This window comes from Lactobacillus kefiranofaciens (assembly GCF_014656585.1).
GTDB lineage: Bacteria > Bacillota > Bacilli > Lactobacillales > Lactobacillaceae > Lactobacillus > Lactobacillus kefiranofaciens.
Genome location: NZ_CP061341.1, coordinates 916,160 through 936,057 on the forward strand (window position 1 = coordinate 916,160; position 19,898 = coordinate 936,057).

The window sequence follows — 19,898 nt, forward strand, 5'->3', positions numbered from 1 at the left end:
GTTTACTATTGAAAATACAATTTAATTACTTTTTATAATGCTTTTTAATGACATTAATTGGGTTTAACCACGTGCCGTTATTAACGTTCCAGTTATTGCAAGGAAAGCCATGTTTGTTGATGTACTTTTTGGTAGTCTTAGTGACGCCTAAGTGAAGGTGAGAACCAGTTAAACGACCAATTTTTTGACCAGCCTTGATCTTTTGGCCCTTTTTAACGTAGATGTCACTCTTTTTATTAAAGCCCTCTTGATAAATTTCTACATATTTATCTGGGCTAATTACCCAAATGAACCAGCCTAGTCCGCTACCATAAGCAACTTTTTTAACTTTACCGGCATGAATAGCGTATACAGGTGAGTAGCCAACTTCCGAATGACCAAAATCCCAGCCATCATGAAAATAAGAAGGCGGATTAACTGAACGTAAATAGTCGGTCATTCCAAAAGTTTGAGCATTGGACATTGGTCGGACACCGTATTTGTCACACGCCTTAAATGGGTAAACCCATTTGTTGTCCTTAATTTTTTCAGTAATTAGTGTAGTTGCTTCGTCAATGGTATCGGCTGAGGCGACTGCACTAGTCATGTTTAAGCTTGAACCTACTAAAACTGCACTTAATAAAGCAATAATTGGTTTGCATAATTTCATATATCTATATTAATCAGGATGTGCCTGATATATCTTCTCTCTATCAATTGACCTAGACCATTGTAACGCACTTATTTTACGAGACAGTTACAAAAACGTTTCTACTAACAAAAAGTCAGCAAAAAAGGACTAAAATTTTATTTTTTAGTCCTTCGTATGATTGATTAATTATTTTACTTTAGATTAGTTAGCTTGATTGTCGATTCCTAGGTGTTCTAGAATAAGAGCAGCGGTTTCTTCAATTGAACGGTGAGCTACGTTGATGACATAGCAGCCAAGTTCCTTATACAATTTTTGTGCTGATTCAAGCTCTTTGTTAATTGAATCCATATTGGAGTAGGCAGTATCTGGATTTAGTCCATAAGAAATCATTCTTTGACGTCTAATTTCGTTTAAAACAGATGGGTCATTAGTCAAACCGATAATCTTCTTAGGATCAATTTCATAAATTTCCTTTGGAATATGGGTTTCTGGAACAAGTGGTAAGTTGGCCACCTTCAGGTTCTTGTTAGCTAAGAATAACGAAAGTGGTGTCTTAGAAGTTCTTGATACACCTAACAAAACAACGTCTGCTTCAAGGAAGCCTTTAGGATCTTTACCATCATCGTACATTACGGCGAATTCCATTGCAGAAATTCGGTCAAAGTATTTTTGATTCAAACTGTGTTGTGCACCAATCTTTTGGTTAGGTTTTAAATGAGTTATTTGTTGAATTGCTTCTACTATTGGTGAAAGTATATCAACACATTGGATTTGATGCTCGCGTGCAAATTTTATAATGGGCATTTGCATTTCATCTTTGACTAAACTGTAAATAATTACGAGGTTAGGGTATTTTTCAATTTCCTGGAAAACTTCGTTTAATTTCTTTTGATCAGTAATAAATGGATAACGACGATAGTTGATCTTTGCATCAGGAAATTGTGCAGCAGCTGCAGCAGCATTGTTAAATGCAGTATCACCAGCAGCATCGGAAATGATGATAATATTTAATTCTTTGTTATTTGTTTCTGCCATATGTTAGTACCTCTTTCTTTTAGATAAATTATACTATTAATGAAAGCGGATTAACAACTAAAACATAATCAATCTAAAAGTGGGAAAAATCTAGAAACTTTTTTAAAAAATATTAGAAAATGCATTGACCCAAAAGATTAGTTTGGTATAATTTAAGTAAATGTATGGCGTAACGCCAAGAAATGGAAGGAGGGATCACACATGGCTAAGACAATCGTTCACGAAAACGAGTCTATTGATGATGCTCTTCGTCGTTTCAAGCGTTCCGTTTCTAGAAGTGGTACTTTACAAGAATACCGCAAGCGCGAATTCTACGAAAAACCTAGTGTTCGTAGAAAGTTGAAGTCAGAAGCTGCACGTAAGCGTAGACATTATTAATAATGTCTGCAAGGAGCTTGCCCAGAAATGGGTAGGCTTTTTGTTTTCTACCCAAAGTCAAGGGTTATCAGTAGTTTAAAAAGAATTTTTTGCTTGTTATAGTGGTGCGAATAAGGCCAGATAAAAACATAACAAGATGTGATAGGAAACACAAGTATCACAAAGAAGCCTATGATGTCTTGTAGTTTTTTCATAGACTGTTATACTGAAACTGATCATTTGATTTCAACTAAAGTCTTTGATTATCTGTGGCTATGTTGTAATCATACAATTGATCATGTTTGATAAGAGCAAACATTGTGCGTATCAGTTTGTGGACTGATGCAATGGCGATCTTCTTATAGCCTTGGCTATTTGAAGATCGTTTTTTCTTATCATAGTAATCAGTGATATGACAAGGCTGGGTAGCCTTTGTCGTCTCCATTTGAGTAATCGTTCGATAAAGAATTTTTCTGGCAATATGATTGCCATGCTTAGTGATGCCTAAATGACTGTCTTTTTCACCTGATTGATATCTTCCTGGATCAATACCAACGAAAGCATCAATTTGAGCTGAGGTATCAAAGCGTCTTAAGTTTCCCAATTCTGCTACTAATCTAACTGCAGTAGTTTTGGCGATACCAGGAATACTTTCATAGATAGTTAAAGACCGTGCGTTTAGCTGTAAGACTAATTTCTCCATGTAATTAATCACATTATTTCTTTCCGTACTTAAAGAAAGCAGATTGGCAATGTTACGCTGAATTGCGCGAATAGTAATACTTTTTTCAGTGTCGTACGGATATGCTTGTCTGGCTAAAGCATAGAGTCTAGTCGTTAAGTATTGTGCTCTTTGTCTGCCAATGCTTGAAATGGCTAACAGACTTTGAAAGACTTGAGTTTCATTGCGATTCAAGACATATTGAGCATGTGGAAACAGACTGGCAATTGTCCAGTAAACTCTGCCAGACGGGACTGAAAGCAGACTTTCTAGCTGAGGAAAGGTTGACTGCAAATTGCGATGAAGCTGGTTCTTATTAACCACTAAGGCTCGGGTAAGTTCTTCATAATAGCGACTTGCATTTTGTAGTTCATGGTACTCTCTAGATTGCGGCTGACGCAGCTTCTGTGGCGCATTAAATTGAATTAAAGCTAAGCGATAAGCATCCACCTTATCGGTTTTATTATGGCGTAAATTGTTGTCCATCAGCTTTTTAGCTTTTAAAGGATTAAGCTTCAAGTACTTAATATGATAATCCTCTAAAAAAGCCTGCAGACTAAGCGAATAAACACCCGTAGCTTCAAAAACAACTAAAGGCGTGATCAAGTATTGATTTAAATGATCCAGCAGCTCCTGATAGCCGAATGAATCATTAGTAATCTTAAAAGTTTTGCCTTGCTTAACACGATCGATTACTACACAAACTGTAGAAGATTTACTGCTAACATCAATGCCAAAGATAATATTTTGTTTCATCATTCTAACCTCCAAGTGAAGATAAATAGTTTTATCAACCTACTAGTTCTCATTTTCTGAACTCGGCATCAAGTGCCCACAGACTTCGAAGAGACTTATAAATAGGCGGTAAAGCAGTCCGTTTTGCTTACGACATCAAGTGTTGAAAAAAGCGAAGACTTTATTTGCTTTATTTTCACTTTCTATTTTAAACAAAAAGTGCCAGATCATGAATCCGTCGATTCACGATCCAACACTAGGTTAGTATGTTTTGCTTGATTATCAATTAAGAATACTAATCATAAGTTTTTTATTTCGGTTTAAATAAAACAAATAACGGATTGTTTGCTATAATATGATTGGATTTCTAATGGAAGGAAGGATGCACAAAGTGAGTTTGTCAGATAAAATCATGGCTGATATGAAATCAGCTATGAAGAATCACGATAAGACTACTCTTAATACTGTTCGGATGATTAAGTCGGCTTTGATGAATGAAAAAATCAAGGCAGGTCACGACTTAACACCGGATGAAGAATTAACAGTTCTTAATCGTGAGAAGAAGCAAAGAGAAGAATCAATCGCTGAGTTTGCTAAAGCTAAACGCGATGATTTGGCTGAGGAAACTAAGAAAGAATTAGCAGTAGTTGAAAAGTACATGCCTAAGCAAATGAGCAAGGATGAACTTGAATCTGCCGTTAAGGAAACGATTGATGAAGTTGGTGCCAAAGGCAAGTCCGATTTCGGTAAGGTGATGAAAGCCCTAATGCCTAAAATTAAGGGACGTGCTGATGGTAAAGCTGCTTCACAAGCAGTGCGTGATCAGCTGAATTAGTAACAAGAAGGAGCGGGTCTTTTTGGCTCAAACAACTTTTATACCTCAAAAGCCAGATAATATTCAAAAATTAGTTGGAGTTAATGATGAAAATCTAAAGCTTCTTTCTGAAGGCTACGATTTGTCTGTATCAGATACCGGTAATGAAATTGTTATTGCAGGTGATGATGAGGCAAAGATCAAGAAAACTGTTGCTGTTTTAAAAGCATTAGACAGTGTTGTGAATACCGGCGTTAACGTTGGTGCGCCCGACACTGTCAGCGCAATGAAAATGGCAGACAAGGGTACGACTGAATACTTTGCAGATCTGTATAAGAAGGTTTTGATTCGGGATGCTAAAGGTAGACCGATCAGAGTGAAAAATATGGGTCAAAAGCGTTACGTTGAAGCCATTAATAAATCAGACGTTGTTTTTGGAATAGGACCAGCTGGTACTGGTAAGACTTTCTTGGCAGTTGTCTGTGCAATTGCGGCTTTCAAAAAAGGTGAGGTTTCTAGAATTATTTTAACTAGACCGGCTGTAGAGGCTGGTGAGTCACTTGGATTTTTACCTGGAGATTTGAAGGAAAAAGTTGATCCATATTTGAGACCAATTTATGATTCTTTATACGCTATTCTTGGCAACAATACGACTGATCGTTTAATGGAACGAGGTGTAATTGAAGTTGCTCCGTTGGCTTATATGCGTGGACGGACATTAGATGATGCTTTTGTAATTCTAGATGAAGCTCAAAATACTACAGATTCGCAGATGAAGATGTTTTTGACTCGTCTTGGCTTTAATTCCAAGATGGTCGTGAATGGAGATATGACTCAAGTCGATTTACCGGGACGACAGCATAGCGGTTTAATTGATGTTAGACATATTTTGAAAAATATCGATCAAATCAAATTCATTAATTTTTCTGCTCAAGACGTTGTACGTCATCCTGTAGTTGCTAAGATTATTACTGCTTATGAAAAAAGAGGACATTAAACACTAAAGATGGATCCAATTGAGATTACTTATAATGATGAAGTTGGCTTTTTAGATGATAAGAAGCGTAACTGGCAAGACTGGATTATGAAGCTTTTGCTTTTAGCAAAAAAAGAAATTGGCAAAGAAAATAACTTAGAAATGAGTATTAATTTTGTCGATGAAGATCGCAGTCATGAGATTAACTTGAAATATCGTGATAAAGATCGTCCGACAGACGTTATTTCTTTTGCAATTGAAGATGGTGAGGATTCAATTGATATGGCGTCTTTCGAAAATGATCCCGATTTTCAAGAAGATATTGGAGACTTGTTCATGTGTCCTAGCGTAATTAAGCGTCATAGCAAGGAGTATGGTACGGGCTTTAATCGAGAGTTTGGATATACGGTTGTCCATGGCTTCTTACACCTGAATGGATACGATCACATTGATCCTAAGGAAGCAAAGGAAATGTTTGGTATTCAAGGTAAGGTGCTTGAGGATTATGGCTTGCCACTTTATCCTGATCAATTAGATGAAGGCAGAGGTAAATAATGAAAGAAAATAAATTTAAATCTGGCTTTGTAGCCTTGGTTGGTCGACCAAATGTAGGAAAGTCAACCTTGATGAATTATTTAGTTGGTCAAAAAGTAGCAATTACTTCGAGTAAGCCTCAGACCACGCGCAATCGCATTTCAGGCATATATACTTCCGATCAAATGCAAGTAGTGTTTGTTGATACACCTGGTATTTTTAAACCACATTCTAAGCTTGATGATTACATGGATAAAGCTAGTCTTTCTAGTTTAAATGATGTTGATTTAGTTTTATTCATGGTTGAGCCAGAAGATATTGGCAAGGGTGATCAATATATTGCTAGCTTGCTCAAAGAAGTCACAGTTCCTGTATTTCTAGTAATTAATAAGGTTGATCAAATTCATCCTAATAAGCTTCTGCCAATTATAGATTCTTATAACAAGTTGGATGGCTTTAAGGAGATACTACCAATCTCGGCCACTCAAGGAATTGGTATTGAGGATCTGCTCAAAACGATTAAGCAATATTTGCCAGAGGGACCACAATATTATGGGGCTGATCAGATCACAGATCGTCCAGAATATTTTGTAGTTGCAGAACTAATTCGTGAACAGATTTTACGGCTTACTTCGCAAGAAGTACCACATGCTACTGCAGTTGCCGTTGATCAAATGAATAAACACCAAAATGGTAAATTATTGATTGAAGCGACCATCTATGTTGAAAAAGATGGTCAAAAGGGCATTATCATTGGAAAAGCTGGTAAAATGCTAAAACAAATTGGCATTAATTCTCGTAAAGAAATAGAACATTTACTAGGTGAAAAAGTCAATTTGCGGCTCTGGGTTAAAGTTCAACATAACTGGCGCTCAGATCCAAGCTTTTTGAAATTAATTGGCTACGATCAGAAGGAACTTAATTAGATGGTACGTGAACTTAAAGAAGTTCAGGGTATTATTTTTAAAAGGCAAAAATATAAAGAAGCAGATTTATTAGCTAAAATCATGACTAAAAATGATGGCATTATCACGTTAATTGTCAAGGGCGCGCTTCGACCCAAGTCACGCCTAAGTGCAGCAATGATAAATTTTTCGGCAGGAACCTATGTCATTTATACTAACGGTCATGGTTTAAGCAATCTGCGTACGTATAAAGAAGTAAAGCAATTCGATGGTTTATATCAAGATTTAACTAAGAATGCTTATGCTTCTTTTATTTTTGATTTAATTGATCATGCGTTTGTCGAATACCAACCATTAGGTAGATATTACGACTTAGCCATGTTTGCCCTGAAGAAAATAAATGATGGCGTTGATAGCGAAATGATTACTCAAATTGTACAAATGAAACTATTAAGCGCGTATGGAGTAGAACCGCAATTAGCTCATTGTGTTATTTGCGGCAAAGAAAAAGGAATCTTTGATTATTCTATTAAAATGGGTGGCGTTATTTGCAATGATCATTTTGGTGTGATAACTAGCAGGATGCATTTGAAGCCTAAAGAAACAGCGGTCCTAAGGACAATTGGATTATTGCCAATTGAACGATTAGGAACTATTAAAATAAGTGAAGAAACTAAAAAAGCTACTCGTAAGGCAATTGATCGAATATATGGTGCGACAATTGATTTGAATCTTAAAACGAAAAAGTTTTTAGATGAATTAAAGCTATTTTAGTTGAGTAAAAATCTGGTTTATCCCTAATTCCTGTGTTAAAATAAAAAGCGTATTTGGCAGTGATGAGGATTTAGAAAAGTACTAGTTCAGCGAGTGTCGTTTGATGAGAGGACACCTAGGAAAAGGCCCCTCTAGCCATGTTCAATTAAGGTGCAGGAAGAACACTTCCTGAATTAGGGTGGAACCGCGAGATATTTCGTCCCTATGCAAAATTTTGCATAGGCTTTTTTTATGGCCTAGCGCAGGAGGAGAATTAAGGAAAATGGCAGATAAGAAATTAAACATTCAAAATATGATCTTTAAGCTGGAACAATTCTGGTCCTCCAAAGGTTGTATGATTATGCCTTCATATGATGTGGAGAAGGGTGCAGGTACGATGAGTCCTTACACATTTCTTCGTGCAGTTGGTCCAGAACCATGGGCAGCTTGCTATGTAGAGCCTTCAAGAAGACCTGCAGATGGACGTTATGGTGAAAACCCTAACCGGTTATTCCAACACCACCAATTCCAAGTTGTTATTAAGCCAGCTCCTAAGGATATTCAACAATATTACTTAGATAGTTTGAAGGTATTAGGTATCGATCCTTTGGAACACGATATTCGTTTCGTAGAAGATAACTGGGCTAATCCATCAATGGGTTGTGCCGGTGTTGGTTGGGAAGTATGGCTTGACGGTATGGAAGTCAGCCAGTTTACCTACTTCCAAGTTGTCGGTGAATTGGACGTTAAGCCAACTATGAGTGAAATTACTTATGGTGTTGAAAGACTTGCTTCTTACATTCAAGATGTCAACTCAGTTTTTGATCTTGAATGGGGTAACGGTGTTTTATACCGCGATATATTTAAGCAACCTGAATATGAACACTCTAAATATGCCTTTGAAGAATCTGATCAAGAGCAATTGCTTAAGTTCTTTGACATTTATGAATCAACTGCTAAGCGTCTATTAGATAAGAATCTTGTTCATCCAGCATATGACTACATTTTAAAATGCTCTCATACATTTAATTTGCTTGATGCACGTGGCGCTGTATCAGTAACGGAACGTGCAGGTTACTTGTCAAGAATTAGAAACCTGGCCCATGAAGTTGCTGTTAAGTTTGTTGAAGAACGTGAAAAGCGTGGCTTTCCATTGCTTAAAAGCGCAGAAGATAAGAAGGCGGGGGTAGAAAATGGCTAAAGATTATTTATTTGAAATTGGTACTGAAGAAATGCCAGCTCACGTTGTGCCACGCAGCGTTAAGCAATTAGCTGACAGAACTAGAAAATTTTTAAAAGAAAATGGCTTGAAGTTTAAAGATATCAAGACCTTTTCAACTCCACGTCGTTTAACTATCTTAGTTGAAGACTTAGCAGAAAAGCAAGATGACATCGATGAAGTTAAAAAAGGTCCTGCTAAGAAGATTGCTCAAGATAAAGATGGTAATTGGACTAAAGCTGCACAAGGTTTTGCTCGCGGCCAAGGAATGACTACTGATGATATTTATTTTGAAGAGCTTAAAGGCACCGAATATGCTTATGTTCATGTGCAAAAAGAAGGTAAAAAGGCTAGCGATATTTTACTTGGCATGAGTGACATCGTTAAGGCAATGACCTTCCCAACTAAGATGCGCTGGGATTCTAATGATTTTGAGTTTGTTCGCCCAATTCATTGGCTTGTTTCATTATTTGGCAATGATGTAATTCCAGTTAAGATTTTGGATATTACTGCAGGTCGTAAGACTGAGGGACATCGCTTTTTAGGTGATTCAGTTGTTTTGGCTAACGCTGATGATTATGAAGATGCATTGAAGGATCAATACGTTATTGCGGACGCTGAAGAGCGTAAAGATATGATCGTTAACCAAATGAATGAATTGGTTAAGCAAAATAATTGGGAAATTAAGCCAGACCGTGACTTACTTGAAGAAGTAACCTACTTGGTTGAATATCCAACTGTTTTTGCTGGCTCATTTGATAAAAAGTACTTAAATATTCCTGATGAAGTATTAATTACTTCAATGAAAGATAATCAAAGATATTTTGAAGTTTACGATGAAAATGGCAAGTTAATCAATCACTTTATTGCTGTTCGTAATGGTAACAAGGATTATCTTGATAATGTTATTTCTGGTAACGAAAAAGTCTTGGTTGCACGTCTAGATGATGCTCAATTCTTCTATGATGAAGATCGTAAGTATCCATTAAGTCATTTTGTTGATCGTTTAAAGAATGTTTCATTCCATGATAAGATTGGGTCAATGGCTGAAAAGATGCAACGTGTACGTATGATCGGTGATTACCTTGCTAAGCGTTGGAATTTGCCTGAAAGTGTAATTACTGACTTTGATCGTGCAAGTGAACTTTACAAGTTTGACTTAGTTACACAAATGGTTGGTGAATTTGCGGAACTCCAAGGTGTGATGGGGATGCATTATGCACGTCTTGCAGGGGAAAATGAAGATGTAGCAGTAGCTATTAAGGAACATTACATTCCAACGACTGCTGAAGGCGAATTGCCAACGACTACGGTTGGCTCACTTTTGTCAATTGCTGATAAGATTGACACAATTGTCACTTTCTTTGGTGCAGGAATGATTCCTACTTCATCTAATGATCCATATGCACTTCGTCGTTATGCTTACGGTATTGTTAGAATTTTGCTTAATGAAAAGTGGTCATTGCCATTTAATGAAGTGTTACCAGAAATTATTAAGATGCTTAATGGCGTAACCCCAGCTAAGTTGCCTAAGGGTGATGCCGACCAAGAAATTGCGGACTTTATTCGTGATCGTGTAAAGCAATACTTACAAAAGAATAAATTCAAATATGATATTATTGATGCTGTTCTTGCTTCAAGTCAACAAGATCCAAGTCAAATCTTAGCTGCAGCCAATGTATTGCAACTTCATCATGATGATGATGAATTTAAGCCAGTCGTTGAAAGCTTGACTAGAATTGATAATATTTTAAAGAAAGCTAAATTCAAGGGTGGCATTGAAGTTGATGAAAGTCTATTTGATGACAACAGTGAAAAAGAACTCTATGTTGGAGTACAAAACTTGCAGGATATTGAAGATCTAGCAGATTTGTACCAAGGCTTCGTTCAATTACAACCAGTAATTGATCAATACTTCGATACTAATATGATTATGGCTAAAGATGAGAATGTTAAAAATAATCGTTTAGCTCAGTTATCTGTTGTTAGTGAATTAGCTGATCGTTTAGGTGATTTGAGTAAACTAGTTATTAAGTAATTTAGATAGAAAAGGTGATTCATGTGGCTGGACGAATTCCGGAGGATTTTATTTCTGAAGTTCGCAGTAACGTCAATATTGTCGATGTGATCAGCCAATACGTTTCACTTGAAAAGAAAGGCAAAGACTATATTGGTCTTTGCCCTTTTCATCAAGAAAAAACGCCATCGTTTACTGTAAATGAAGACCGGCAATTTTTTAAATGCTTTGGTTGTGGTAAAGGCGGCAATGTTTTTAAATTCCTAATGTATAAGGATGGGTTAACTTTTCCTGAGAGCGTTCAACGAGTTGCAGAATTCGCACATATTCCAATGCCAGCAGGATTTGGTGATAATCCAGTTAGTGGCAAGCTTAGCCCTTTGTTGAAAATTCAGCAAGAAGCGGTTGATTTTTATCGCCGAGTATTACTAACTACTAAAGCTGGAGAAAGAGGAATGCAATATGCTCAAAAACGTGAATTAAATAATGACATTTTAGAGCATTTTAAAATAGGTTACGCTCCTAAGGAAGACAACGTTTTAATCACCTACTTGCGTGGAAAAGGTTATCAAGATGATGATTTGGCGGAAAGTGGTTTGTTTGTTCAAGCTAAAGATGGTCGCCTGTTTGATCGTTTTCGCGATCGATTGATGTTTCCATTGGACAATGAGCATGGTAGAACCATTGGTTTTTCTGGACGTCGAATTTCAAATGATAAATCTGAAGCTAAGTATATGAATAGTCCTGAGACCCCTATTTTTACTAAATCTAAGGTATTATTTCATTTTGCGGAAGCTCGAAAGGCAGCGCGTAGTGAAGGACACCTTGTTCTTTATGAAGGTTATATGGACGTTATTGCTGCATATAAAGCGGGTATTAAAGCAGGTATTGCATCCATGGGTACAAGTTTAACTGATGATCAAGTTTATATGCTTAGAAGAATTACGCCTAATATTATTGTTAATTATGATGGTGATGACCCAGGTGTCCATGCAGAAGAGCGTGCGGCTAGAATGTTCAATAAGGATGGTAATTTCAATTTAGGAATTGTTGTTTTACCAGAAAATCTTGACCCTGATGAATATGTTAAAAAGTACGGGACTAAGAAATATCAAGAAGAAGTAAGTGGTGCCTTAACACCGACTGACTTTTTCTTAAAGAGGTTAGCACAAAAATATAATCTCGATAATGATCGTGAAAAAATTACTTATTTGGCTGAAGCGATTAAAGAAATTAGTCAGGTACGAAATCCTGTTGAACAGGATATGTATGTTGAAAGGTTAGCTAGATCTGCTGGCGTTTCAATTGATTCATTAAAGGCGAATTTAGCGCGTGAGCGAAGACGTAATAATCGAGCGCGTAATCATATAAGACGTAACTATTCAGATGAGTTAGTCGATAATACACCACCTATTTCTGAAAAATTAACTACACCGCAAACTGAAGCAAATAAACATCCAAGTCAAACTCGTTTATTATATTTTTTTATTCATTCAACAAGCGCACAAAAGTATTTATTAGAGCATGATTTTCATTTCCCTAATGATAATTTTGAAAGTTTAGCTCAACTTTGGTTAAAATATCAAGAAACTCATGATAATTTACAAATTGCCGGTTTCTTAGATTTTATTCCAGACCAACTTCAAGGTATAATAGTAGATGCTGAAGCAACACATATACCAAAAGATTGTACAGTTCAAGAAATCAATGAGTATATCAGAGCTATTCAAACACGCAGCATTTATTCCAAGCTGAATGAGCTCCAAAATCAATTACAGGATGCCAAGCGCAAACAGGATGGACTTGAAATAATAAAGATTACTCAAAAGATTATTGAGTTGAAGAGAATCTTAGGTTAATAAGGAGGCTTTTTAGTGGCAGAAAAGGGAACTACACAAAAACTATCTTTGAATAAGATGGTTAAAAAAGTTGTAAAAGACGTTAAAAAGGACAAGTCAATTACTGAAAAGGATTTCACTGCTCGTCTGATTAAGCCGTATAACTTACAAGGTAAGGCTGTTGATCAACTGGTTCAAGAGTTTGAAGATAACAGAATCAGTATTGTTGACGAGAAAGGTGAACCTTCGAAGTTAGCCTTAAAGAAACAAAAAGATGTTGAAAAAGAAGAATTAAAGGATATGTCTGCTCCTTCAAGCGTTCGAATGAATGATCCCGTTCGGATGTACTTGAAGGAAATTGGACGTGTACCTCTACTTACAGCTGATCAAGAAATTTCGCTTGCTAAAAGAATTGAAAACGGAGATGAAGAAGCTAAGCAAGAATTAGCTGAAGCTAACCTTCGTTTAGTAGTTTCTATTGCTAAGCGTTATGTAGGTCGTGGGATGTCTTTTCTTGATTTAATTCAAGAAGGTAACATGGGGTTGATGAAGGCGGTAGATAAATTTGACTATCGTCTTGGCTTTAAATTCTCAACTTATGCAACTTGGTGGATTAGACAGGCTATTACTCGTGCAATTGCCGATCAAGCTCGTACGATTAGAATCCCTGTTCACATGGTAGAAACCATTAATAAGTTGATCAGAATTCAACGTCAATTGTTGCAAGATTTGGGTCGTGAACCAACTCCAGAGGAAATTGGTGCTGAAATGAATATGCCAACTAATAAAGTGCGGGATATTTTAAAGATTGCACAAGAACCTGTTTCCTTGGAGACCCCTATTGGTGAAGAAGATGATTCTCACTTAGGAGACTTTATCGAAGATAAGGAAGCAACTAGTCCAGAGCAACATGCTTCTTATGAGATGTTGAAAGAGCAACTAGAGCAAGTACTTGAGACTTTAACTGACCGTGAAGAAAATGTCTTACGTTTGCGTTTTGGTCTAGATGATGGTCGTACTCGTACTTTGGAAGAAGTGGGTAAGGTATTTGGCGTAACGCGTGAACGTATTCGTCAGATTGAAGCTAAGGCATTACGTAAATTGCGTCATCCGAGTCGTTCGAATCAATTACATGATTTTATGGATTAATTTTCAATATACTAAAAGAGCTAAGCATAAGTTTGCCTAGCTCTTTTTCTTATTGAATTGGGTCTTTACCAGCTTTACGCAAATCATTTTCAATAATCTTCATTGGATTAAGCCAAGTGCCATTATCTTTCCAATAATATTTGCATGGAGTATGATCGTGTTTCTTATCAATGTAGTCTTTATCAGTTTTGGTAATCCCTAGATGAATGTGTGAGCCTGTAAGTTTACCAATCTTTTGACCTAACTTAACTTTTTGACCTTTTTTAACATAAATATCCGTAATACTCAGAAAGCCTTCTTGATAAATTTCAACGTAGCCATCATCAGAAATTACCCAAACGTATAGGCCTAAACCGCGAGCGTATTTTACTCGGTGGACTGTCCCAGCGTGAACGGCATAAACTGTAGAGTGGCCAACTTCACTAAAACCGAAGTCATAGCCGTCATGAAAATAGCTCTTGGTGGGATAGTAACGTCTAATAACGTCTGTTTGACCAAATTTTTGTCCAGATTTAAATTTGATCTTTTTTTCATATAAACGTTTGAAAGGATAGCCCCAAGTCACCTGGTGGATTTCCCTTTTCTTAGTTTTTTTCTTTTTGACTACATGCGTCTGTGTTCTGGCAGAATTTAAATCAATGTGCCATAAGGGAATTGACGCAAAGAGGATAATGGCAATTAATGCAATACATAGTGATAGTTTGCTTTCTGCTTTTTTCATTAAAATAATTCATCTCGTTTTCCGTCAAGCATGTGCTCACTAATACTAGAATTAAAAAAGACAGGTAAATCATGATCAAAATTATATGCTAATTGATGATGCTTTAATTCATCTTGCGTCATCCAATTTAGTTTACCTTCGTTCGATTCTTTTATTTTACCAGTAAAATGAGTTGCAATATAAAAGAAAACTAGATAGCGTTGATCATTTCGATCATAGAATTGTTTAATTCCTACAAGTTTAGGTTTAGTAATATCTAATCCAGTTTCCTCTTTAACTTCTCGAATGACTGAATCATTGAAAGATTCGTAGGCTTCTACATGCCCGCCAGGGAAGGTAAGTCCTGGCCAAATCGGATCAGTTCGATTGAGAACTAAGATTTTATTCCTTTTTTTAATCATACACATATTAGTTAAAGTTACAGGTTCAGTTCTACTCATAAAAATAAAAACCTACTTTCTGTGACGATTATAGCAAATAGTGACCAAATAAACCTGAAAAAATGCTAAAATTTGATTAAACCTACTCTTATTTGGAGGCAAAATGAACTTAAGATTAAATACTTTGGCAAAGATGGTTGATCCTAACAGTCGTCTGGCGGATATTGGAACAGACCATGCTTATTTGCCGATTGAATTAGTTAAAAATGGTAAAATTCAGTATGCGATTGCGAGTGATATCGCGCCTGGACCACTTGAAAATGCTAAGACAGACATAGCTGAAGCGGGTTTAACTAGTCAAATTGAAACGCGTTTAGGTAGCGGGTTAGAAACGGTTAAGCATGTTGATCAAATTGATACTGTTGTAATTGCTGGCATGGGTGGTAAACTAATGACTAATATTCTTGATGCTGCATGGAATCGGGATTATCATTTTAAGACCCTGGTGTTAGAGCCCAATATTGGGGAAGCAGGTGTACGTAATTGGCTGATGATGCACAATTATCAGATAGTTGATGAAAAACTAATCGCTGAAGCCGGCCATACCTATGAATTAATCAAAGCCAGATTAACTGAGGATAGACATAACTTGACTGAAAAGGAAATTTTCTTTGGCCCGTTAATTTTACGAGCAAAGAATCCTGTTTTTTATCAAAAATGGCAGGGTCAATTGGCTTATAATCAAAAATTATTGCAAAATTTGAATAAAGCTAGAAAAAAAGATGAAAACCGTATTAATGAGGTTGAGCATCATATTGAATTAATTCAAGAGGAAATTAATAATGACTAAAGTAAAAGATATCGTAACACGTTTAAGAGAAGACTTCCCTGAGGAGATTGCTTCACAAGGTGATCCTGTAGGGATGCAAATTGGCTCAATGGAAGCAGATGTAGCTAAGGTTATGACAACTTTGGATGTTCGCCCACAAGTAGTCGATGAGGCAGTAGAAAAAGGAGTTAACTTCATTGTTAGTCATCATCCCGTAATGTTTCGTCCAGCTCATAATTTAGACTTTGCTAATCCGCAAAATGCAATGTATGGCGCTATTATTAAAAATGGCATTACTGTTTATTCTATCCATACCAATTCTGACAAAGCACAAGACGGTTCTGCCGATTGGCAAGCCGAAGGATTATGTTTACAAGATGTTGAACCATTTTGCTTAGATGATGATGGCATTGCGATGGGACGAAAGGGCAAGTTGCCTAAGACAATGTCCGCATATGATTTTGCTTATTATGTTAAAGAAAAGATGGGCATTAGGATGGCACGTTTAATTACAGCAGATAATGATAAGCAAATTTCTACTGTTGGTTTTATCTGCGGTGATGGCGGCAAGTATTGGACTAGAGCCTTAGATGATAAGCTTGATGCCTTTATTACAGGCGATGTTTATTACCATGTTGGTCATGACATGATTTCTTCAGGACTTACAGTAGTTGATCCAGGTCACTATACTGAAAAGTTATTTAAATATAAGGTTTATGACCGTCTTAAAAAATGGAATAAAGAGAATAACTGGAATGTTGGGGTTGAATTATCAGAGGTTTCAACTAATCCATTTCAAGATTTGTCCTAAATTAGAAAGGAAAAATATCCATGGAATACCCAAATTTATTACCAAGATTTCTAAAATACGTTAAGGTCAACTCACGTTCAGATGAACATTCAGATCGTTTTCCGTCTACTGAAAGAGAAGAAAACTTTCAAAAGAATATCATTATGAAAGATTTGGAAGAACTAAGTTTAAGTGATATTCACTACAATCAAAAAGCTGGTAGCTTGATTGCTGAAATTCCTGCTAACGTTGATTATGATGTGCCCGTAATGGGCTTTTTAGCACATTGTGATACTGCTGATTTTAATTCAGAGAATGTTAAGCCACAAGTTCATGAAAATTATGATGGTGAAAGCAAGATTCAATTAGGTGATTCAGAATTTTATTTAGATCCCGCAGTCTTTCCAAATTTGAAGAATTACAAAGGCCAAACAATTATTACTGCTTCAGGTGATACTTTGCTTGGTGGGGATGACAAATGTGGCATTTCAGAGTTAATGACTTTTGCGGAATATTTGATGAATCATCCAGAAGTTAAGCATGGTAAGATTCGTTTAGCTTTTACGCCTGATGAAGAAATCGGTACCGGTGCAGAACACTTTGACGTTAAAGACTTTGGCGCTGACTTTGCCTTTACTGTAGACGGCGAAGCTCCAGGAAAACTTGATTGGGGGACTTTCTCTGCTGCCCAATTTAATCTTGATATTCAGGGGGTTAACGTTCACCCAGCTGTTGCTAAAGGCCAAATGATCAATGCCATTCAAGTTGGGATCGATTTTCATAATCAATTGCCTGAACATGATCGTCCAGAGCATACTGAAGGACGTGAAGGTTTCTCCCATCTGTCACACTTTGATGGTACAGTTGATCATGCGCACTTGGATTATATCATTCGTGATTTTGAAAGAGATGGCTTAGAAGAGCGGAAGAATTTAGTTAAATCAATCGTTAAAAAGATGAACGATGAGTTCGGCACTGAACGCATTACCCTTAAGATGAATGACCAATACTACAATATGGCCGATGAATTAAAGAAGCATATGGATATTGTCGACTTGGCTAGGGATGCATATAAGGCTGAAGGGCTTAAAGTTAATGAAGATCCTGTTCGTGGTGGTACAGATGGTTCACAATTGACTTATATGGGACTTCCTTGTCCAAATATTTTTGCTGGTGAAGAAAATATGCATGGACGCTATGAATATGCTGTACTGGAATCGATGTGGAAAACCGTTGATGTCATGCTTAAAATGGCTGAATTAAATGCTGAAAGAGCCAAGTAGTGAAACAAAATTTTAAAATACTATAAAAATATAGAGTTTTATCATTAGTCAAGAAGCTTTAATATCAGTATCTTAATCTTGCTTTTTAGTCAACTCAAAGTTATACACTAATACTATTTCTACTAATAAATAAGCGATAGATCTTGTTATAAAAAGATTCATCGCTTATTTTTTATTTAAATTAATTGATTTTCATAAGTGTGAAACAAATTATTTTTAATAAGACTTGAAAAACGATTTAAAACTAGGTAATATTATTAGTGTAATAGAGAAATAATACAGTATTAAATACAGAAGGTGAGTAAATGGAATTTAAGGACAACATTCCCATTTATTTTCAAATTGAGCAATATCTTTACCGTCAGATTGCCATGGGCAAATTAAAGGCAGGCGAGAAGATACCCTCAGTTAGAAAACTAGCTTTAGAGTTAACTGTGAATGTCAATACAGTTCAGCGGGCTTTGCAGGAAATGAATGCGCAGCAGATTTTGTACACAAAACGTGGTGAGGGTAATTTTGTTACTGAAGATACAGAACTGTTAGCTAAGACGAAGCAATCGCTGATTGATAATGAGCTGGATGAATTTGTACAAAATATGGAGAAGTTAGGAGTTAAAAGACAGAATTTAGCTTCCACTCTCGAGGATTATTTAAAACGGAGTAAGGATCATGAGTAAATTACTAACTGTTAAGGATTTAACTTATAAGAAAAATCAAAAGACAATTTTAAAAGATGTGAATTTGAACCTGACTTCTGGCAAAATTGTTGCTTTGCTCGGTGAAAACGGAGCAGGTAAGACTACACTGATGCGAATTATCGCCGGTGTAGCTAAAAATTATAAGGGTACCGTTAACTTAGAAGGTGCTACTAAAGAGGACGAGAGAAAGGCAAAATTGTCCTTTACAGATGGGTTAACAGGCTTTAGTGACTCAACTAAAATTAAAGAAGTAGACAGATTTTATGCTACTATTTTCCAAGATTTCGATGAAAATGAATTTACAGAATTACGTAAATTCATGCATCTTGATCCTGAAATGAAACTTAGTCAGTTGTCACGTGGGATGCGAGAAAAGCTGATTATTGCCTTGACCTTTGCTCGTAAAACCGATTTGTATTTGCTTGATGAGCCGTTTGGCGGTATTGATGCAATGGCCCGCAAGAAGATTATTAATTCAATTATTTTATGGAAAGATGAAAAATCTACAATTTTGATTTCAGACCACTTTGTTAACGAAATTTCATCTTTGCTTGATGAAGTAGTAATTGTTAAAGACCATACAGTTTTAGAGCATAAATCCGCTGAAGATGTTCGTCAAAATCACAAGACCATTGAAGAATACTACGAAAGTTTTTATACAGATGAGGATGATGAATAATGACTAGTTTCAATACATTGTTCAATCGGATGTTTCAAGAAAAAAGCAGGACGGTTTATTTAATTTTCTTGATTCAGGTTTTTGCTAGTTTCTGTTTTACAATCTTTGCTGCTTTTTCTCTTCATGGTGACTTTAATGTTGTTAATGATACAGCTAAAGAAGCAATTAACCCCATCATCGGTTCTCTAGCAATTTTTGCGTCAATAGTCTTGGTAACATCGTTTCCTGCTAATTTCATCTATTGGATTGTTTCATCAATCAGAAATGAAAAAATCAATCGCAGTCAAACTTGGCGTTTAATTCCAATTAGCGATACCAAGTTCTTACTAAGCAATTTTGGTACAGCTTTCTTGTCATATATTTGGCTTGAAATTCTGGAATTTGTGATTGTTGCAATTACGGCTCTACCGCTATTCTTATCTAGTGGTGAGATAAAGACTGCCTTAGGACACGCAAATTGGAAAATTGATGCTCAGAGTTGTTGGCAAATGCTGGGTGCATTAGTGCTAATTATTTTGTTAGGCTATGCCTGGTATGCAATTGTTAGTTTACTCAATTTAAGCAGCCGCAGCATTATTGATTTTTTGCCTAATGGTTCCAACAAGTTTTTAATCTTTGTGGTTAGAGTAATTACCATCGTTGTAGTTATTTGGCTTTTAGGCTATGCAGGTAATGCACTTATCGGTGCTACTAATCAAATTTTGTCACTTAATATTAGTGAAAATATGGGAATGGGCCCGGTATTAATTCAATTCTTAGTGTTTGATGCAGTGCTAACTTTAATTGATATCTTTTTATTAAATAAATTTGTAGAAGCTAAGCAGAATTAGGAGG

General features: G+C 36.2%; 21 protein-coding genes. 16 read left to right on the forward strand and 5 right to left on the reverse strand.

Annotated features, from left to right (window positions below; translation table 11 throughout):
* Positions 1 to 25: 25 nt before the first annotated feature.
* Positions 26 to 649, reverse strand: coding sequence for a M23 family metallopeptidase (locus ICI50_RS04610; protein WP_056941044.1), 624 nt, complete (start codon positions 647 to 649; stop codon positions 26 to 28).
* Between the two features lie 183 nt (positions 650 to 832).
* Entirely contained in the window at positions 833 to 1,666 is an 834-nt protein-coding gene (locus tag ICI50_RS04615) for a pyruvate, water dikinase regulatory protein (protein ID WP_056941045.1), read from the reverse strand.
* 201 nt (positions 1,667 to 1,867) lie between these two features.
* Here ICI50_RS04615 and rpsU point away from each other — a divergent pair, with 201 nt between their 5' ends.
* Positions 1,868 to 2,044: a 30S ribosomal protein S21 gene (gene rpsU, locus ICI50_RS04620; protein ID WP_002880182.1), complete on the forward strand. Its 177-nt coding sequence runs from the start codon at positions 1,868 to 1,870 to the stop codon at positions 2,042 to 2,044.
* A gap of 229 nt (positions 2,045 to 2,273) precedes the next feature.
* Here rpsU and ICI50_RS04625 read toward each other — a convergent pair whose 3' ends face one another.
* Positions 2,274 to 3,503, reverse strand: a complete 1,230-nt coding sequence (locus tag ICI50_RS04625) for an IS110 family RNA-guided transposase (RefSeq protein ID WP_082598976.1) — start codon at positions 3,501 to 3,503, stop codon at positions 2,274 to 2,276.
* 367 nt (positions 3,504 to 3,870) lie between these two features.
* Here ICI50_RS04625 and ICI50_RS04630 point away from each other — a divergent pair, with 367 nt between their 5' ends.
* The 9 genes from ICI50_RS04630 to rpoD all read left to right on the forward strand — a co-directional run bounded on the left by ICI50_RS04630 (position 3,871) and on the right by rpoD (position 13,684).
* The gene (locus ICI50_RS04630) at positions 3,871 to 4,314 is read left to right on the forward strand and encodes a GatB/YqeY domain-containing protein (RefSeq protein WP_013853972.1); all 444 of its coding nucleotides are present in this window, start codon (positions 3,871 to 3,873) and stop codon (positions 4,312 to 4,314) included.
* A 22-nt stretch (positions 4,315 to 4,336) separates the two neighbouring features.
* Positions 4,337 to 5,290, forward strand: coding sequence for a PhoH family protein (locus ICI50_RS04635; RefSeq protein ID WP_013853973.1), 954 nt, complete (start codon positions 4,337 to 4,339; stop codon positions 5,288 to 5,290).
* A 9-nt stretch (positions 5,291 to 5,299) separates the two neighbouring features.
* Positions 5,300 to 5,824, forward strand: coding sequence for an rRNA maturation RNase YbeY (gene ybeY, locus ICI50_RS04640; protein ID WP_013853974.1), 525 nt, complete (start codon positions 5,300 to 5,302; stop codon positions 5,822 to 5,824).
* The gene (gene era, locus ICI50_RS04645; protein ID WP_013853975.1) at positions 5,824 to 6,729 is read left to right on the forward strand and encodes a GTPase Era; all 906 of its coding nucleotides are present in this window, start codon (positions 5,824 to 5,826) and stop codon (positions 6,727 to 6,729) included. Before ybeY ends, era begins: the two co-directional genes overlap by 1 nt.
* The gene (gene recO, locus ICI50_RS04650) at positions 6,730 to 7,482 is read left to right on the forward strand and encodes a DNA repair protein RecO (protein WP_054640191.1); all 753 of its coding nucleotides are present in this window, start codon (positions 6,730 to 6,732) and stop codon (positions 7,480 to 7,482) included. It begins immediately after the preceding gene.
* Between the two features lie 262 nt (positions 7,483 to 7,744).
* Positions 7,745 to 8,662: a glycine--tRNA ligase subunit alpha gene (gene glyQ / locus ICI50_RS04655; RefSeq protein WP_054640572.1), complete on the forward strand. Its 918-nt coding sequence runs from the start codon at positions 7,745 to 7,747 to the stop codon at positions 8,660 to 8,662.
* Positions 8,655 to 10,718 (forward strand): glycine--tRNA ligase subunit beta, encoded by a 2,064-nt coding sequence (glyS, locus tag ICI50_RS04660; protein WP_054640573.1) that lies wholly within the window; start codon positions 8,655 to 8,657, stop codon positions 10,716 to 10,718. The genes glyQ and glyS overlap by 8 nt, the downstream gene beginning before the upstream one ends.
* Positions 10,719 to 10,741: 23 nt before the next feature.
* Positions 10,742 to 12,556 (forward strand): DNA primase, encoded by a 1,815-nt coding sequence (gene dnaG / locus ICI50_RS04665; RefSeq protein WP_056941047.1) that lies wholly within the window; start codon positions 10,742 to 10,744, stop codon positions 12,554 to 12,556.
* Positions 12,557 to 12,571: 15 nt separating this feature from the next.
* Complete coding sequence (rpoD, locus tag ICI50_RS04670) at positions 12,572 to 13,684, forward strand: RNA polymerase sigma factor RpoD (RefSeq protein WP_054640574.1); 1,113 nt, start codon at positions 12,572 to 12,574, stop codon at positions 13,682 to 13,684.
* A gap of 49 nt (positions 13,685 to 13,733) precedes the next feature.
* On the opposite strand, the gene ICI50_RS04675 is transcribed toward rpoD, so the two are convergent.
* Both ICI50_RS04675 and ICI50_RS04680 read right to left on the reverse strand, forming a co-directional pair.
* Positions 13,734 to 14,405: a M23 family metallopeptidase gene (locus ICI50_RS04675; protein ID WP_056941048.1), complete on the reverse strand. Its 672-nt coding sequence runs from the start codon at positions 14,403 to 14,405 to the stop codon at positions 13,734 to 13,736.
* On the reverse strand, positions 14,405 to 14,845 hold the full coding sequence (locus tag ICI50_RS04680) for an 8-oxo-dGTP diphosphatase (RefSeq protein WP_188892041.1): 441 nt from the start codon (positions 14,843 to 14,845) through the stop codon (positions 14,405 to 14,407). The genes ICI50_RS04675 and ICI50_RS04680 overlap by 1 nt, the downstream gene beginning before the upstream one ends.
* A 103-nt stretch (positions 14,846 to 14,948) precedes the next feature.
* On the opposite strand from ICI50_RS04680, the gene ICI50_RS04685 reads away from it, so the two are divergent.
* The 6 genes from ICI50_RS04685 to ICI50_RS04710 all read left to right on the forward strand — a co-directional run bounded on the left by ICI50_RS04685 (position 14,949) and on the right by ICI50_RS04710 (position 19,894).
* On the forward strand, positions 14,949 to 15,635 hold the full coding sequence (locus tag ICI50_RS04685; RefSeq protein ID WP_013853983.1) for a tRNA (adenine(22)-N(1))-methyltransferase: 687 nt from the start codon (positions 14,949 to 14,951) through the stop codon (positions 15,633 to 15,635).
* Entirely contained in the window at positions 15,628 to 16,425 is a 798-nt protein-coding gene (locus ICI50_RS04690) for a Nif3-like dinuclear metal center hexameric protein (RefSeq protein WP_054640575.1), read from the forward strand. Before ICI50_RS04685 ends, ICI50_RS04690 begins: the two co-directional genes overlap by 8 nt.
* Before the next feature lie 20 nt (positions 16,426 to 16,445).
* Entirely contained in the window at positions 16,446 to 17,687 is a 1,242-nt protein-coding gene (pepT, locus tag ICI50_RS04695; protein WP_056941049.1) for a peptidase T, read from the forward strand.
* Between the two features lie 305 nt (positions 17,688 to 17,992).
* A complete protein-coding gene (locus ICI50_RS04700; protein WP_013853985.1) occupies positions 17,993 to 18,364 on the forward strand; it encodes a GntR family transcriptional regulator in 372 nt (123 codons plus the stop codon).
* Positions 18,357 to 19,064, forward strand: coding sequence for an ABC transporter ATP-binding protein (locus ICI50_RS04705; RefSeq protein ID WP_013853986.1), 708 nt, complete (start codon positions 18,357 to 18,359; stop codon positions 19,062 to 19,064). The genes ICI50_RS04700 and ICI50_RS04705 overlap by 8 nt, the downstream gene beginning before the upstream one ends.
* On the forward strand, positions 19,064 to 19,894 hold the full coding sequence (locus tag ICI50_RS04710) for a hypothetical protein (protein ID WP_013853987.1): 831 nt from the start codon (positions 19,064 to 19,066) through the stop codon (positions 19,892 to 19,894). Before ICI50_RS04705 ends, ICI50_RS04710 begins: the two co-directional genes overlap by 1 nt.
* Positions 19,895 to 19,898 lie beyond the last annotated feature (4 nt).